General features: G+C 64.7%; 16 protein-coding genes, 1 tRNA gene and 1 pseudogene. 10 read left to right on the top strand and 8 right to left on the bottom strand.

Going from position 1 to position 14,588, the window contains the following annotated elements; translation table 11 throughout:
* Positions 1–135: 135 nt before the first annotated feature.
* The 7 genes from ftsZ to MB901379_RS13975 all read left to right on the top strand — a co-directional run bounded on the left by ftsZ (position 136) and on the right by MB901379_RS13975 (position 5,588).
* Complete coding sequence (gene ftsZ / locus MB901379_RS14005; RefSeq protein ID WP_158019163.1) at positions 136–1,287, top strand: cell division protein FtsZ; 1,152 nt, start codon at positions 136–138, stop codon at positions 1,285–1,287.
* 91 nt (positions 1,288–1,378) lie between these two features.
* Positions 1,379–2,086 (top strand): peptidoglycan editing factor PgeF, encoded by a 708-nt coding sequence (gene pgeF, locus MB901379_RS14000; protein WP_162334385.1) that lies wholly within the window; start codon positions 1,379–1,381, stop codon positions 2,084–2,086.
* Positions 2,087–2,091: 5 nt separating this feature from the next.
* Complete coding sequence (locus MB901379_RS13995) at positions 2,092–2,880, top strand: YggS family pyridoxal phosphate-dependent enzyme (protein ID WP_158019164.1); 789 nt, start codon at positions 2,092–2,094, stop codon at positions 2,878–2,880.
* A 65-nt stretch (positions 2,881–2,945) separates the two neighbouring features.
* Positions 2,946–3,605: a cell division protein SepF gene (locus tag MB901379_RS13990; RefSeq protein ID WP_158017227.1), complete on the top strand. Its 660-nt coding sequence runs from the start codon at positions 2,946–2,948 to the stop codon at positions 3,603–3,605.
* A gap of 177 nt (positions 3,606–3,782) precedes the next feature.
* The gene (locus MB901379_RS13985) at positions 3,783–4,073 is read left to right on the top strand and encodes a YggT family protein (protein ID WP_158017226.1); all 291 of its coding nucleotides are present in this window, start codon (positions 3,783–3,785) and stop codon (positions 4,071–4,073) included.
* Between the two features lie 255 nt (positions 4,074–4,328).
* On the top strand, positions 4,329–5,114 hold the full coding sequence (gene wag31, locus MB901379_RS13980; protein WP_158017225.1) for a DivIVA-like cell division protein Wag31: 786 nt from the start codon (positions 4,329–4,331) through the stop codon (positions 5,112–5,114).
* A gap of 96 nt (positions 5,115–5,210) precedes the next feature.
* On the top strand, positions 5,211–5,588 hold the full coding sequence (locus tag MB901379_RS13975) for a phage holin family protein (protein ID WP_158017224.1): 378 nt from the start codon (positions 5,211–5,213) through the stop codon (positions 5,586–5,588).
* A gap of 17 nt (positions 5,589–5,605) precedes the next feature.
* On the opposite strand, the gene MB901379_RS13970 is transcribed toward MB901379_RS13975, so the two are convergent.
* The 5 genes and pseudogenes from MB901379_RS13970 to MB901379_RS13950 all read right to left on the bottom strand — a co-directional run bounded on the left by MB901379_RS13970 (position 5,606) and on the right by MB901379_RS13950 (position 9,572).
* On the bottom strand, positions 5,606–6,283 hold the full coding sequence (locus MB901379_RS13970; protein WP_158017223.1) for a phosphoribosyltransferase: 678 nt from the start codon (positions 6,281–6,283) through the stop codon (positions 5,606–5,608).
* Between the two features lie 418 nt (positions 6,284–6,701).
* Positions 6,702–7,136, bottom strand: a complete 435-nt coding sequence (locus MB901379_RS13965; protein ID WP_158017222.1) for a type II toxin-antitoxin system VapC family toxin — start codon at positions 7,134–7,136, stop codon at positions 6,702–6,704.
* Between the two features lie 3 nt (positions 7,137–7,139).
* Positions 7,140–7,546 (bottom strand): annotated as a pseudogene (locus tag MB901379_RS24660) (type II toxin-antitoxin system Phd/YefM family antitoxin).
* A gap of 298 nt (positions 7,547–7,844) precedes the next feature.
* Positions 7,845–8,786: an alpha/beta fold hydrolase gene (locus MB901379_RS13955; RefSeq protein ID WP_158017221.1), complete on the bottom strand. Its 942-nt coding sequence runs from the start codon at positions 8,784–8,786 to the stop codon at positions 7,845–7,847.
* Between the two features lie 700 nt (positions 8,787–9,486).
* A tRNA-Leu gene (locus tag MB901379_RS13950) sits at positions 9,487–9,572 on the bottom strand.
* A gap of 167 nt (positions 9,573–9,739) precedes the next feature.
* Here MB901379_RS13950 and MB901379_RS13945 point away from each other — a divergent pair.
* Together MB901379_RS13945 and MB901379_RS13940 are read left to right on the top strand one after the other, a co-directional pair.
* On the top strand, positions 9,740–11,110 hold the full coding sequence (locus MB901379_RS13945; RefSeq protein WP_158017220.1) for a M20/M25/M40 family metallo-hydrolase: 1,371 nt from the start codon (positions 9,740–9,742) through the stop codon (positions 11,108–11,110).
* Positions 11,111–11,146: 36 nt separating this feature from the next.
* Positions 11,147–11,677, top strand: coding sequence for a YbhB/YbcL family Raf kinase inhibitor-like protein (locus MB901379_RS13940; protein ID WP_158017219.1), 531 nt, complete (start codon positions 11,147–11,149; stop codon positions 11,675–11,677).
* A gap of 45 nt (positions 11,678–11,722) precedes the next feature.
* On the opposite strand, the gene MB901379_RS13935 is transcribed toward MB901379_RS13940, so the two are convergent.
* From MB901379_RS13935 to MB901379_RS13925, 3 genes are read right to left on the bottom strand one after another with little or no spacing between them, the layout of a single operon-like run.
* On the bottom strand, positions 11,723–12,805 hold the full coding sequence (locus tag MB901379_RS13935; protein WP_158019161.1) for a quinone-dependent dihydroorotate dehydrogenase: 1,083 nt from the start codon (positions 12,803–12,805) through the stop codon (positions 11,723–11,725).
* Between the two features lie 32 nt (positions 12,806–12,837).
* Positions 12,838–13,044: a DUF5703 family protein gene (locus MB901379_RS13930; RefSeq protein ID WP_158019160.1), complete on the bottom strand. Its 207-nt coding sequence runs from the start codon at positions 13,042–13,044 to the stop codon at positions 12,838–12,840.
* A gap of 53 nt (positions 13,045–13,097) precedes the next feature.
* On the bottom strand, positions 13,098–14,159 hold the full coding sequence (locus tag MB901379_RS13925) for a YncE family protein (protein WP_158017218.1): 1,062 nt from the start codon (positions 14,157–14,159) through the stop codon (positions 13,098–13,100).
* 110 nt (positions 14,160–14,269) lie between these two features.
* Here MB901379_RS13925 and MB901379_RS13920 point away from each other — a divergent pair, with 110 nt between their 5' ends.
* Positions 14,270–14,572 carry a hypothetical protein gene (locus MB901379_RS13920; RefSeq protein ID WP_162334383.1) on the top strand — a complete coding sequence of 101 codons (303 nt, stop codon included), beginning with the start codon at positions 14,270–14,272 and terminating at the stop codon, positions 14,570–14,572.
* Positions 14,573–14,588 lie beyond the last annotated feature (16 nt).

Raw genomic sequence — 14,588 nt, 5'->3', positions numbered from 1 at the left:
AGCACCCGTCGTACCCATACGGTTCTGGTTACGCGGAACTAACTTGACATAACTCTAACTCTATGGTTGAGGTTGAGGGTTTTGCAAGTGACACACCGTAGGGAGAACTGAGCCCGTCAGGGAGGAAGACGAATGATGACCCCCCCGCATAACTATCTGGCCGTCATCAAGGTCGTAGGCATCGGTGGTGGCGGCGTCAACGCCGTCAACCGGATGATCGAGCAGGGCCTCAAGGGCGTGGAGTTCATCGCGATCAATACCGATGCGCAGGCATTGTTGATGAGCGACGCGGACGTCAAGCTCGATGTAGGTCGCGAATCGACACGGGGGCTCGGCGCCGGCGCCGACCCCGAGGTTGGACGCAAGGCCGCCGAGGACGCCAAAGACGAGATCGAGGAGCTGCTTCGCGGCGCCGACATGGTGTTCGTCACCGCCGGTGAAGGCGGCGGCACCGGCACCGGAGGCGCGCCCGTCGTCGCCAGCATTGCCCGCAAAATGGGTGCGTTGACCGTCGGCGTCGTCACCCGGCCGTTTTCCTTCGAAGGCAAGCGGCGCAGCAACCAGGCCGAAAACGGCATCGCCGCGTTGCGGGAAAGCTGCGACACCCTGATCGTGATTCCCAACGACCGGCTGTTGCAGATGGGCGACGCCGCCGTCTCTTTGATGGACGCCTTCCGCAGCGCCGACGAGGTGCTGCTCAACGGTGTCCAGGGCATCACTGACCTGATCACCACGCCGGGTTTGATCAACGTCGACTTTGCCGATGTCAAGGGCATCATGTCCGGCGCCGGCACCGCGTTGATGGGCATCGGCTCGGCCCGCGGTGACGGCCGGTCCCTCAAAGCCGCCGAAATCGCCATCAACTCGCCGCTGTTGGAAGCCTCGATGGAGGGGGCGCAAGGTGTGCTGATGTCGATCGCGGGCGGTAGCGACCTGGGTTTGTTCGAGATCAACGAGGCGGCGTCGCTGGTGCAGGATGCCGCGCACGCGGACGCCAACATCATCTTCGGTACGGTGATCGACGACTCGCTGGGTGACGAGGTACGGGTCACCGTGATCGCGGCAGGCTTCGATGTCAGCGGTCCCGGTCGCAAACCGGTTATGGGAGCTGCGCCTGGGGAGACCGGCGGTGCGCACCGGATCGAGTCGGCCAAGGCCGGCAAACTCACCTCGACACTGTTCGAGCCGGTCGATGCCGTCAGCGTGCCGGTGCACACCAACGGCGCGACGCTGAGCATCGGTGGCGACGACGACGACGTTGACGTGCCACCATTCATGCGCCGCTGAGGATCTCAATTTGCTTGCCAGTGCGCGACAAACCGGCCGCGGTCGGACAGTGCTGCCGTCTGGTCGGCAACCGATTCCGGATACTGAAAACGTGAGCGTACGTATCCGCCGGGTGACCACCACCCGGGCGGGCGGTGTGTCCCGGCCCCCGTTCGACACTTTCAATCTGGGCGACCACGTCGGCGACGATCCGACTGCGGTCGCCGCGAACCGGGCCCGGTTGGCCACTGCCATCGGTCTGCCCGGCGATCGAGTGGTGTGGATGAACCAGGTTCACGGTGACCGGATTGAGGTGGTCGACGAGCCGCGTAATACCGCGTTCGATGACACCGATGGCTTGGTGACCAGCACCCCGGGATTGGCGTTGGCCGTGATGACGGCCGATTGCGTGCCGGTCCTGATGGCAGATGCGCGGGCGGGCATCGCCGCGGCAGTCCATGCCGGTCGAGTCGGTGCCCAGCACGGCGTCGTGGTTCGCGCCGTCGAGGTGATGCTCGGGCTGGGCGCACAGGCCGGCGACATATCGGCGCTGTTGGGTCCGGCGGCCAGTGGTCAGAACTATGAGGTACCCGCTGAAATGGCCGATGAGGTCGACGCAGCGCTGCCGGGCAGCCGCACCACCACGTCCGCCGGGACTCCCGGACTTGACCTTCGGGCTGGAATCGCCCGTCAGTTAAAGGATTTGGGCGTCACGTCCATCGACGTTGATCCGCGTTGCACGATCGCAGATCCGGGGTTGTTCAGCCATCGGCGCGGTGCGCCGACTGGGCGGCTGGCGTCGCTGGTATGGATGGAATGACCACGATGGTGGTAGAGGTGCCGGTGAGCGGCAACCAGGGCGGCGACCGCCAATCGGAATTGACGCATCGGTTAGCGGCCGTGCGATCGCGGCTTGCCGCGGCCGCCGAGGCGGCCGGCCGCTCCGTCGCGGAAATCGAACTGCTGCCGATTACCAAATACTTTCCAGCCAGCGATGTTGCGATTTTGGCCCGGTTGGGGTGTCGTGCCGTTGGCGAATCGCGGGAGCAGGAGGCCGCGGCCAAAGTGGTTGAACTGGCTCGGCTCTCGGCGGCTTCCCCCGGGTCTGGATCTCGTGCTGTCCAGTGGCACATGGTAGGTCGGATCCAGCGGAACAAGGCGCGTTCGCTGGCGCAATGGGCGCACACCGTGCACTCGGTGGACAGCGCCCGGTTGGTGACCGCGCTGGATCGAGCGGTTGGCGCGGCCTTGGCCGATCGGCGTCGCGGCAATCCGCTGCGGGTCTACGTCCAGGTCAGTCTGGACGGCGACGTGTCTCGCGGCGGCGTCGACATGACAGAGTCCGGCGCGGTGGATCGGATCTGTGCGCAGGTGCAGGACTCACCAAGCCTGCAACTGGTCGGCTTGATGGGCGTTCCGCCGCTGGATTGGGCTCCGAACGAGGCCTTTGACCTGCTGCAATCGGAGCACAGGCGAGTGCTCGAGGCGTTCCCCGCTGCGGTCGGGCTGTCCGCCGGCATGTCCGATGACCTCGAAGCTGCCGTTAAACATGGATCAACGTGTGTGCGTGTCGGTACCGCGCTATTGGGTCCGCGACAGTTACGGTCACCGTGAATAGTCACTGTAGTCACACCTTCATCACAGACACCACATATCCCAGGGCTAGAAGGGGTCACGCAATGAGCACACTGCACAAGGTCAAGGCCTACTTCGGTATGGCTCCGATGGAGGATTACGACGACGAGTACTACGACGACCGCACTCCTTCACGCGGTTATGCGCGGCCTCGATTTGACGACGAATACGGCCGCTATGAAGGGCGCGACTACGACGATCCACGCCGCGAGCTCCGCGGCGAATTGCGTGGTGAGCCAGCGGACTATCCGCCGCCCAGTAGCTATCGCGGCGGCTACCCCGACGAACCCCGATTCCAGCCCCGCGAGTTCGACCGCTCCGATATGGCTCGTCCACGCTTTGGATCGTGGCTGCGCAATTCCACCCGCGGCGCGCTGGCGATGGACCCGCGTCGGATGGCGATGATGTTCGAGGAGGGCCACCCCCTCTCGAAGATCACCACGCTGCGGCCCAAGGACTACAGTGAGGCTCGCACGATCGGCGAGCGGTTCCGGGACGGCACCCCGGTCATCATGGATCTGGTGTCGATGGACAACGCCGACGCCAAGCGGTTGGTCGACTTCGCCGCCGGATTGGCTTTCGCATTGCGTGGCTCCTTCGACAAGGTCGCAACCAAGGTGTTCCTGCTATCGCCGGCGGACGTTGACGTCTCCCCGGAAGAGCGTCGGCGGATCGCCGAAACCGGTTTCTACGCGTACCAATAGACCATCCTGCTGCTGCGCAGTCCGGTGGGTCACGGGTCGGCGTGCCGGGCTGGCCGGTCATGGGCCCGGCGGGCGATGTGCCACCAGATGTAAGCCATGGGTCTGAGTCGGTAGGCTTGCGCTTGCCGACCCCACGGGCGGCGTATTCACATCCTCATCGGTAAGGTCGGGCTTTCGTTGGTGCTGTTTTTTCAAATCCTTGGGTTTGCGCTATTCATCTTCTGGCTGCTGCTCATCGCGCGGGTCGTCGTTGAGTTCATCCGTTCGTTCAGCCGCGACTGGCGTCCCAGCGGCATCACCGTGGTGATCCTGGAGATCATCATGTCTATTACCGACCCCCCGGTGAAACTGCTTCGCCGGCTGATCCCGCAACTCACCATCGGCGCGGTGCGCTTCGATCTGTCCATCATGGTGCTGTTGCTGGTCGCATTCATCGGTATGCAGCTGGCGTTCGGTGCCGCGGCGTGAGACCTGCTGCCGTACTCCGGGTGAGGTTCAGAGACGGTTCGGCCACGATTCGGCGACAAGTTTGCCGCGCATCATTTTCAAATCTAAGGAATGTGATTTATTAGCCTCAGAGATTGAAATTGATCCTTATTTATTAGTCCAATCGGCAACCGCCGAGTCTGGTGTGACAGGATGGACGGCAGTTGCACGACGGCAACCACTCCGTTCTACACTTTCCAGATCGTTTGACCGTCCAGTAACTTGAGGGGACAAACAATGCCGCTTACACCTGCCGACGTCCACAATGTGGCGTTCAGTAAGCCGCCTATCGGCAAGCGCGGGTACAACGAAGACGAAGTTGACGCCTTCCTTGACCTGGTGGAGAACGAGCTGACGCGGCTTATCGAAGAGAATTCCGATCTGCGTCAGCGGATTGCCGAGCTGGACCAGGAGCTGGCGGCGGGGGGCGGAGCCGGCGGCGGCGTGACAGCCCAGCCCACCCAGGCGATGCCGGTATACGAGCCCGAACCCGAGCCGGTCCGGGCTCCGGCTCCGACGGGAACCAACGAGGAACAAGCCATCAAGGCGGCGCGGGTGCTGAGCCTGGCCCAAGACACTGCCGATCGCCTGACCAGCACCGCCAAGGCCGAATCCGACAAGATGTTGGCCGATGCCCGCTCCAACGCCGATCAGATAGTCAGCGAGGCGCGGCACACCGCCGAGACCACCGTCGCCGAGGCCCGGCAGCGCGCCGACGCGATGCTCGCCGACGCGCAGTCCCGGTCGGAGAATCAGTTGCGGCAGGCCCAGGAGAAGGCCGACGCCCTGCAAGCCGACGCGGAACGCAAGCACTCCGAAATCATGGGCACCATCAACCAGCAGCGCACGGTACTCGAAGGCCGCCTTGAGCAGCTGCGCACGTTCGAACGCGAGTACCGCACCCGGCTCAAGACATATTTGGAATCCCAGCTCGAGGAACTCGGTCAGCGTGGATCGGCGGCCCCGGTCGATTCGAGCGCGGATGCCGGTGGGTTTGAGCAGTTCAACCGAGGTAGCAACTAGTCGGGACACGCCGCCGGACACGCGCTGGGTTTTCCAGGTCGCCACGGAGAGCCTGGTAGGTTTGGCAGTCGCTGCTCGCCGGCTGGAGGATGACCGATGTTGATCATTGCCCTCGTATTGGCCCTGATAGGGCTCGTTGCGTTGGTGTTCGCGGTGGTGACCAGCAATGAGCTGGTCGCCTGGGTCTGTATCGGCGCCAGTGTCCTGGGCGTGATATTGCTCATCGTTGATGGGATCAGAGAACGTCAGCAGCGAGAGGCCGGTGGTCAAGACTCGGGTCAAGAGTCGGGCCAGGACGACGAACAGGCTGAAGACGGCGACGTGGACTACGTCGAATACCCCGACGAGGACGAGCCGGAATCACCGGACACGCCGGAGATAGCGGCCGACGCCACCGACGCAGAGACGGGCTCCGATGTGCCGGAGGAATCCGTGGTGGGGGTCGACCGAAGCGGGGATGAGAACGCCGAGTAGTGCGCTCTGAGCCGGATTTAGCTAGTCGTTGCGCTCAGTAGCCTGCGGACCTCGTCGTCACTGACTTGATGAAAATCGCCGTAGACCTGTCCGACGGCGTCAAACACGTCCGGTGTGATCACACAGACGAAATCGTCGACGTCTCTTGCAAGTTCCCCGCACGCCGCGGCGGGTCCGACGGGGACCGCGACCACCACTGATCGAGGTTTGGTGGTACGGACGGCCCGCACCGCTGCGAGCATGCTCGCGCCGGTAGCGATGCCGTCGTCGACCAGGATCACAACTCTTCCGAACGGGTCGGCTACCTGGCGGCCCTCCCGATAGGCGCGCTCTCGCCGGTTGAGTTCGGCCCGCTCTGCGGCCACAACTGCGCGCAGCTGCTCTGGGGTGATACGCAAGCTGGATACCACGTTCGTGTTCATCACGACCCCGCCGCCGCTAGCCAAGGCGCCCATGGCCAGTTCGGGCAACTGTGGTACACCGAGCTTGCGGACCAGGAACACATCCAGCTCGGCGTGCAGCGCCGACGCGACCTCCCAGCCAACGGGAATACCGCCACGGGGCAGTCCTAGAACAAGCAGGCCCGGTGTGCCACGGTAGGAGACCAGTCGCTCTGCCAGCGCGCGTCCCGCATCGTAGCGGTCGCGGAAGCCGCGTATCGGTGTCCGGTTGAGAAAGCCACTCGGTGGGTCCATCGGGATTGCACTCTCGGCTGGCTGGCCCACCAAGCCTACGACCGACAGACCCGTCCCGGAACCGGTCGGCACAGGTGGAAGCCGCTACCCACGGATACTCGTCTTGCAAGGCGACCCGGCCGATCATCGTGTTGCGGTCCCCGCAACGACCGCTGGCCGAAAGCGGAGCGCGCACCGCTCGCCGATTGATCGTTACCGAGTCCCGAGAAGCGGCGCGACAACGCATCTTTCGCCGTTGTCCGCGCCTCGCCGCCGGTTGCCTGCCGTTCTTTCGACGCAATTCGTTCATTGCCTAGGACAACTCACACGGTGACCGAGGGGGACTTGGCCAGTTACAACACGGGTTGAGACCTGGCGAATCGGGACCCGCTCGTGGTGCAGCGCTGGGGTTGACTCGCTCTAGTGTCGGGCGGTCGGGCTAGGGGTCGAGTTGGGCGGGCGCGACTCGGCACCCGGCGGCTTGGGCTCCGGTGTGCAGGCGTCGGTCCCAAACGGCGACGATCAGGCCGGGGTCGCCGACTGCCAACGCGCTGGCCAGATGGACAGCGTCGGCTCCGCGTAAGGTGTGGGCTCGGGCGAGGCGGCCGGCGTGCTGTTCAACCGTCGCGGTGAGTTCGACTGGGCGGGTGGCGGCCCAGAAGTCCTCCCAGTCACGCTCGGCAGCGGCGAGCTCGGATTCGGTTAGGTCGTGATCGCGGGATGCTGCAGCGAGTGCGGCGCGGACTTCGGGGTAGGTCAGACGGCTGGACAATGCGGCATCGCAGCCATCCCATAGCGCGGACGCCAGCGAGCTCCCTGTCTCGGTGGTGAGAAGTTTGACGAAGGCGCTGGCGTCGAAGTAGACGAGCGGCACCCGTCAGCGCCGCTGGTCGCTGACGCGGTCAGACACCGGCCGCCGCGGTCGGGGCCGGGATCGTCCCGCAGCGACGGGCCGCTGCGCGGTGGCCTTGCCAATCACGCCTTCGGCCGTGAGACGCTCCAACGTGCCTGCGCTGTCCACAGCAGTGAGTCGCGCGACCGGAATCCCGCGGTCGGTGATGACGACCTCACCACCAGCCCGAGCCCGATCGAGCCATTTGCTGAGGTGTGCTCGCAGCTCGGTCACGGATACGTCCACATCGCGAACTGTACATCCACAGGACTGTAATTTGTACATACCATGATTGAGTGTGGCAACGACGACCTGAGAGATCGACCTGCGTAAGCCGGAGGTGGGGTGCCAACGGGCCGATACGCCGATTCGTCCCGCGGGGACTTGCCCACCTACGACACGGGTTGTGACCTGGCAATTGAGGCGGTGACCGCATCGCACGCCGGCGCCGGATACCCGCGCTTGGTGCCGCCGCATCCGCGGCCAAGACACCGTCGCCCTTATGCGCGCGATCATCGTCATCCTGATGAGGTGGCCCGCGCTGCACACAACGTTGCCGTTGTAACCGCCGACCGCCACCAACTACCGGACCGCGTGCGCCGACTGTGCATCAGCACGGCATGCACACAGCCCGACAATGCCGCCTAGACGACCAGCGATAACCCCGATCGGGCAGGGTCTCCGGCATGCTTAAACCGGTGCGGGACCGATGAATTCGACGCCCGCACGAATCGCGGGGCGGTGCCTCAGGATCCGGAAATGCGCCAGCCTGCCGAGCCCCCGTGTCGTCATCAAACGCGCGCCCGGCCAGGACGCAACAATCTTTGCGCTCGTCGCATAGGGAGTCTCGGGGTCATCGGGGTCGTGGATGAGCAGCAGCGGCGGATAGTCGGTCCGGGCGGCCACCCGAACCATGTTGGTGTCCTCTAAAGGCATGCCGATACGGCGTTCAAGACGGCGATGCAAGCCGGCGCGTATCCGTCGGCCGAAGCCGTGTCGCGCGGCGAAGAGATCCAGATAGATCGGGAACTCTCCCATTGGCGCGAGAAACACCAAACGCCCGACCGTCGTGCCCCACGCCGCCGCGAAGACGGTCGCATTGGCCCCGAGTGAATGGGCGACGACAGCGCGGGCCGGCCCGTGCTCTCGGATGATCGCTGCAACCGCTTCGGCGCACTCGATGGCGGTGGTGCGACCCGGTGCCAGTGAGCCCGGATCGGACTCGTTATGGCTGGGCAGATCGAACGCGATGACGCGATGACCGGCCTCCACGAGAGGTTTGATGAACATGCCGAGGTGCGGGCGACGCCCGCCCCAGCCGTGCACGAGATAGACCGGTGGCCCCTCGCCCCAGGCCTCTCCGACGATGCGGTGCCCGCTCCAGTGCGCTTCCAGTGGCCGGCCGGGCGGAACGCCGGGTGGCATGCGCAAACTTGATTCCATGACCGGCGGGGTACACCACAGCTCGGTCGCCCACCGCGACCCCAATGCCGGGGCAAAGCGCTCCAGCAGCCAGAACGCCCGGCGGACTCGAGTGGCCACCGGCGGTTGGACACCGGAACCCTGCACGTCGAGAACGGGCGGGCTCGAAGAACCGCTGCCGATCTCGTCCGTGCTCTCCCGATTGATCATGTCTCGCCTGCCTTTCAGATCGTCGACTCACGCTGCAAAGCAGCTGAGCCGCCGCTGGTGGTGCAAGGTACCAAGGGGCGTCCTGGCCCGGCAACGCGCCAGTGTTGTCGGGAGGGGAAGTACGTGTCCGTGTGAAAAGCCGAGTTCCTTGGACAGTTCGGCGATAGACGGGGCATTCGGCCCAGGAGAGGCCTGTGCTGTACGCGCTGGCGCGGTGTTATGCGGGTAGCGATTTGACGACCGGTCTAGACCGAAATACTGGATTACGACTTGCTAAGCGAAGTCGACTGCCTGCGGGTAAGTCCCCTGGCGTGGTGGGGTTTCGAGACGTGGGGCGGATGGGCCCGGACATATTGCCGGGTGTGTTGCTGACGGTGCCGGGGCGGGCCATCGCGTAGTGGTCAGGGAGTTACCTACCAAAGTGATTGAACCTGGCGGCGATCGAGCGGCAGCCGATGTCGGTGCGCCGGCGGATCAAGCTGTTCGCAGCACTGAACCCAGAAAACCAGACGCCGATTGAGGTGTAAGCACTCCGGCTGTGCTGCCAGGTGCAAATGGCCACGGCAGCCCAACGGCGGGCGTAGTGGCCGTAGGGCAGAATTAGGACATCAACGCGCCACCCAATCGATATCGGCAAACGCTGAACGATCGCTCTGATCGAGTTCAGAGCGTGTTTTCCATATTGGTTGCTAAGAAATTGTGTCCGAGGGGGGACTTGAACCCCCACGCCCATTAGTAGGGCACTAGCACCTCAAGCTAGCGCGTCTGCCATTCCGCCACTCGGACAAATCAACTGCACCAACTGCTGCGATTGCTCGACTGCTTCGACTACAGATGTTGGCAGCTAAGGCTATCGGATCGGCTCGTGCCAGCCCAACCGGGCTGGATGTGGGGCTTTGCCCCGGGCTTCGGGGAGTCCGAATGAGCGGGCAGCGTCACCGGCGGGGTCGGGAATGGTAGGAAAGGTGACTGTGACCCAATACAGCAACGCGACCGGGGCTTGGGGCGACCCGCGCGATGAGGTTGCCGGGGTGGTCAGCAGACTGATCCGGTTCGATACCAGCAATACCGGCGAACCCGAGACCACCAAAGGTGAGGCGGAGTGCGCGCGATGGGTTGCCGAGCAACTCGCGGAGGTCGGCTACCAGCCCGAATACCTGGAGTCCGGCGCCCAGGGCCGGGGCAACGTGTTCGTCCGGCTGCCCGGCGCGGATCCTTCCCGGGGCGCTCTGCTGATCCACGGCCACCTCGATGTGGTCCCGGCCGAAGCAGCCGATTGGAGCGTGCACCCGTTTTCTGGCGCGATCAAAGACGGGTATGTCTGGGGCCGCGGCGCGGTCGACATGAAGGACATGGTCGGCATGATGATCGTGGTCGCGCGGCATTTCCGGCGAGCCGGCATCGTGCCGCCACGCGATCTGATTTTCGCCTTCCTCGCCGACGAGGAGCACGGCGGTGCCTTCGGGGCGCAGTGGCTGGTCGATAACAGGCCGGATCTGTTCGACGGTGTGACGGAGGCCATCGGTGAAGTCGGCGGCTTTTCCCTAACGGTGCAACGCCGCGACGGCGGCGAACGCCGCCTGTACCTGATCGAAACGGCCGAAAAGGGCATTCAATGGATGCGTTTGACCGCACGCGGTCGTGCCGGGCACGGCTCAATGGTGCACGACCACAACGCGGTCACCGCGCTCGCCGAGGCGGTCGCCCGGCTGGGTCGTCACCAGTTTCCGCTGGTACGTACCGACTCCGTAGCCCAGTTCTTGGCTGCGGTCGGGGAGGAAACCGGGCTGACGTTCGACAACGACTCGGACCTCGATGGGGCGCTCGACAAACTTGGGCCGATGGCCCGTCTTTTGAAGGCCACGCTGCGCGACACTGCGAACCCGACGATGCTCCGGGCCGGCTACAAGGCGAACGTGATCCCAGCGAACGCGGAAGCCGTGGTGGATTGCCGGGTACTGCCCGGTCGCAAAGCGGCGTTCGAAGCCGAAGTCGACAAACTGCTTGGACCTGACATCACGCGGGATTGGGTCAAGGATTTGCCCTCGTATGAGACCGGTTTCGACGGCGATCTGGTCGATGCCATGAACGCTGCGGTGCTTGCGGTCGATCCGGATGGGCGCATCGTGCCGTACATGCTTTCCGGTGGCACTGACGCGAAGGCGTTCGCGCGCTTGGGCATTCGCTGCTTTGGTTTTAGTCCGTTGCGGTTGCCGCCCGAGTTGGATTTCACGTCGTTGTTCCACGGCGTCGATGAGCGGGTACCAATCGATGCGCTGAAGTTCGGCACAGATGTGCTGCAGCATTTCCTGACTCACTGCTGAGCAGGAAGCTAAGGCAACTACACGAGAGGACTGAGCATGACAACACCGCCCAACCCCTACGACGCACTGCCCAAGCTGCCGCCCTTCACCGTGATCTCTGATTCCATCACCGACGGTCAGCCGCTGGCCAGCGCACAGGTCAGCGGGATCATGGGCGCGGGCGGGCAGGATGCCAGCCCGCAATTGAGCTGGTCGGGATTCCCCGAGGAAACCCGCAGTTTTGCGGTCACCGTCTATGACCCCGACGCCCCGACTGGTTCCGGATTCTGGCACTGGGCGGTCGCCAACCTGCCTGCGGATGTGACCGAGCTGGCCGAGGGTGTGGGCGACGGCCGTGAACTGCCCGGCGACGCAGTGACGCTGGTCAACGACGCCGGGATGCGCCGCTACGTCGGCGCCGCGCCACCCTCCGGGCACGGTCCGCACCGCTACTACGTTGCGGTGCATGCGGTGGACCTGGAGAAGCTGGATCTCAGCGAGGACGCCAGCCCGGCGTTTCTCGGATTCAACCTGTTCCAGCACGCAATCGCGCGTGCGGTCATCCACGGGACCCACGAGCAGCGGTAGCAGGGTGCCGCCGAGTCGTAAAATGCGCGCTCGGCGCCGGCCAGGTCAACCCGGCGGTCGTTGCGGCTTCCGCGCCGCCGACCCGACCGCATCACCGAGTGAGGCGAAGCCGCCGTCGTGCAACCGGCGGGCAATGCCGTCGTGAATGTGCTTGGCCCATCGGCCGCCGCCGTAGATGAAGCCGGTGTAGCCCTGCAGTAGTGACGCGCCTGCGGTGATGCGCTCCCACGCGTCGTCAGCGGTCTCGATACCGCCGACGCTGATCAACGTCAGGCGATCGCCGACCCGAGCATAAAGCCGGTGCAGCACCTCCACAGCGCGGTGGGCCACCGGAGGTCCAGAAATGCCGCCCGCGCCTAGCCGGTCGACCCCGGGGGTGGCCAGGTTCTCTCGTGACACGGTGGTGTTGGTCGCGACGATTCCGGCGAGGCCAAGTTCTACAGCCAGATCCGCGATGTCGTCGACGTCGGAATCGGAGAGGTCCGGTGCGATTTTCACCAGCACCGGTGTCGTGGTTTCGGCTAGGACGGCAGCCAGGATGGGCCGCAGTGACTCGACCGCTTGCAAGTCGCGAAGCCCTGGTGTGTTGGGGGAGCTGACGTTGACCACCAGATACGACGCCAACGGACCGACCAACCGGGCGCTGGCCCGGTAGTCGTCTACCGCGCGCTCCGGCGGGGTCGTTTTGGTTTTGCCGATGTTGACCCCGATCGGCACCTCGGGATGGTGTCGCGCAAGCCGGATCGCGAGTGCGCCTGCGCCATGGTTGTTGAACCCCATCCGGTTGAGCAGGGCACGGTCGTTGGGCAAGCGAAACATCCGCGGCTGGGGGTTGCCAGGCTGTGAGTGTGCGGTGACGGTGCCGATCTCGGCATAGCCGAATCCGAGCGCGGCCCAGGTGCCCAGTCCGATGCCGTCCTTGTCGAAGCCCGCGGCCAGCCCCAATGGTCCTGGGAACCGTGTGCCAAAGACCGTGCTGGACAGCACCGGATCCGTCGGGCCCAACCAGCGGCCAAGGTTCTTGCGCGCCGGCGCAACGGCGGTGACGCCGCGCAGGATGGCAAAAACCACCCTGTGCGCACGCTCGGGCGGGAGCAGGAACAACAGCCGTCGCACCAGGGCGTAGATCCAGCGCCTGTCTTCGTTCCGGTCGCCCACCGCTACAGTTCCGGCTGGTCGGGTAGTGGGTTATCGAAACGAGACTTTTTGCGGCGCAACAATACTCGCCTGCTGCCGTCGGTATAGAGCCGCACCCGTGTCAACTCCCAGCCGCGATACTCGGCCTCGATGGACAGCCGGGTGGAGGCGCTGAGCCGGGTCACTTCCGGCGGAAGGCGCAGCGGCGCCCATTCGTACTCGTCCGACATTTCGGTGTCCCAGCCCGCGGGCAGCCGACTCCACTTGGGTGCCGGTCGGCTGGTCACGGGATACCCGCCGCATGCTCGATGACCTGGACCCCGGCGCCGGAGCCCGACACTACGTACAACGTGCCTGACGTTTCGTCAAAGGCCAGCGAGTTGGGTTGCTGCACGGTTGGGTAACGCACCTTTTCCACGGGTATTCCGGTGGACAGATCGTAACCAATGACGAGGTTTGATGCGGTTTGGGACACCCACGCCAGGTCGTGTGATCCGGCCAGCCCGTACGGGGACCTCCGCACCGGGTAGGCCTGACGCAAGATCAGCGGGTTTACGCCGTATACCAATAGCTGGCCACCTCGGGTATCGGCGACCAACACTCGGCCCAGCGGATCGGCGGCCAGGGTGGTCGCGCCCTCGCCGGCGCGCAGCGCCTGCTCGACGCTACCGCCGGCGCCGATCGCTGTGACCGACGTCTGGCCACGATCCAGCACGACTGTCGTGTTTCCCTGCGTCACAACGGCATCGACGCGTGCAAAGATCTTGCTTCGGTTGACCACGCTGGCGGTGCCGGCGTTGGTGGGTGTCCCCGACGGGGCCAACGTATAGAGTGCGCCGTCGGCGCTGCCGAGCACCAGCTTGCCGTCGGCCCGGCGCGCGATCGCGGTGAAATCGGTACCCGCGGCGTCGGCGACACCTATCTGCGCAATCTGGCCGCTGGCCAGATTGATTGCGCTGTATGCACCGCGGCCGGCCGCATAGGCCGTGCCGTTGCCATCGCAGGCCAACGCCGTCGCAGGACCCGGCAGGGCGATCGTCCGGGGCGCAGTTTGCTCATTGCCGAAGATGCTGATGCTGGCAGGCGCCGACGGGTCGCTACCGGCGCTGAGTGTCACCAACCGATGAGAGCCGCCGTCGTAGATCGCTGCCTGGGCCTTACCGGCCAGCGGGCGAACTACGCCCGCCGGTGTCTGGGAGGCGCGCGGAGATACCGCGGGCCGCGCCGGCTCGACGGTGGGGGGTGCGGTTTGGAGCGGATTGGACGAGCACGCGGTCGCTGAAGCCAGCAAAATCACTACGCTAAAAAAATGACTCTGAAGTGCTCGTTTAGCATTTTCTAGCAACGGATCCCTCTCGAATCTCGACGGTGAAGTCAAAAATTTAATGAACGTTGTCGCATCCAATATCGTCATGTTGCCCACGGAAAGTGTTTCCGGCGAGGTATGGTCAGGGCATGACCGTCGCCGCGGACCGGCATATGGCAGACAAAGGGTTTGCTATGGAAGACATGCTGACCGGAATCTCCGCGAGCGGATACGGGCAAGTCGGAGATGGGCACAGTTTTTCCTTCCACATCGAAAACCGCTCGCTCGTTGTCGAAATTTACCGGCCACGCCTCAGCGGGCCAGTTCCTCAGGCCGAAGATGTCGTCGCGCGGTCAGTCCGCGGCCTGGTCGACATCGACCTGACTGATGAGCGCAGCCTGGCGGCGGCGGTGCGTGACTCGGTCGCCCACGCCGCGCCCGTATCGCGCTAGTCGTCTCGGGCAGCAG

This window comes from Mycobacterium basiliense, assembly GCF_900292015.1.
In the GTDB taxonomy this organism is placed as follows: Bacteria; Actinomycetota; Actinomycetes; order Mycobacteriales; family Mycobacteriaceae; genus Mycobacterium; species Mycobacterium basiliense.
The sequence above is the reverse complement of the archived record's forward strand: the minus strand, read 5'-3'. Positions and strand labels throughout refer to the sequence as shown.

Coding starts and splice junctions, on each gene's coding strand:
- MB901379_RS13940 (WP_158017219.1), top strand. CDS start 11,147: ATGACAACACCGCCCAACCCCTACGACGCACTGCCCAAGCTGCCGCCC.
- MB901379_RS13920 (WP_162334383.1), top strand. CDS start 14,270: ATGACCGTCGCCGCGGACCGGCATATGGCAGACAAAGGGTTTGCTATG.
- MB901379_RS13930 (WP_158019160.1), bottom strand. CDS start 13,044: ATGTCGGACGAGTACGAATGGGCGCCGCTGCGCCTTCCGCCGGAAGTG.
- MB901379_RS13955 (WP_158017221.1), bottom strand. CDS start 8,786: ATGATCAATCGGGAGAGCACGGACGAGATCGGCAGCGGTTCTTCGAGC.
- MB901379_RS13990 (WP_158017227.1), top strand. CDS start 2,946: ATGAGCACACTGCACAAGGTCAAGGCCTACTTCGGTATGGCTCCGATG.
- MB901379_RS13945 (WP_158017220.1), top strand. CDS start 9,740: ATGGTAGGAAAGGTGACTGTGACCCAATACAGCAACGCGACCGGGGCT.
- MB901379_RS13995 (WP_158019164.1), top strand. CDS start 2,092: ATGGTGGTAGAGGTGCCGGTGAGCGGCAACCAGGGCGGCGACCGCCAA.
- MB901379_RS13970 (WP_158017223.1), bottom strand. CDS start 6,283: ATGGACCCACCGAGTGGCTTTCTCAACCGGACACCGATACGCGGCTTC.
- wag31 (WP_158017225.1), top strand. CDS start 4,329: ATGCCGCTTACACCTGCCGACGTCCACAATGTGGCGTTCAGTAAGCCG.
- ftsZ (WP_158019163.1), top strand. CDS start 136: ATGACCCCCCCGCATAACTATCTGGCCGTCATCAAGGTCGTAGGCATC.
- MB901379_RS13975 (WP_158017224.1), top strand. CDS start 5,211: ATGTTGATCATTGCCCTCGTATTGGCCCTGATAGGGCTCGTTGCGTTG.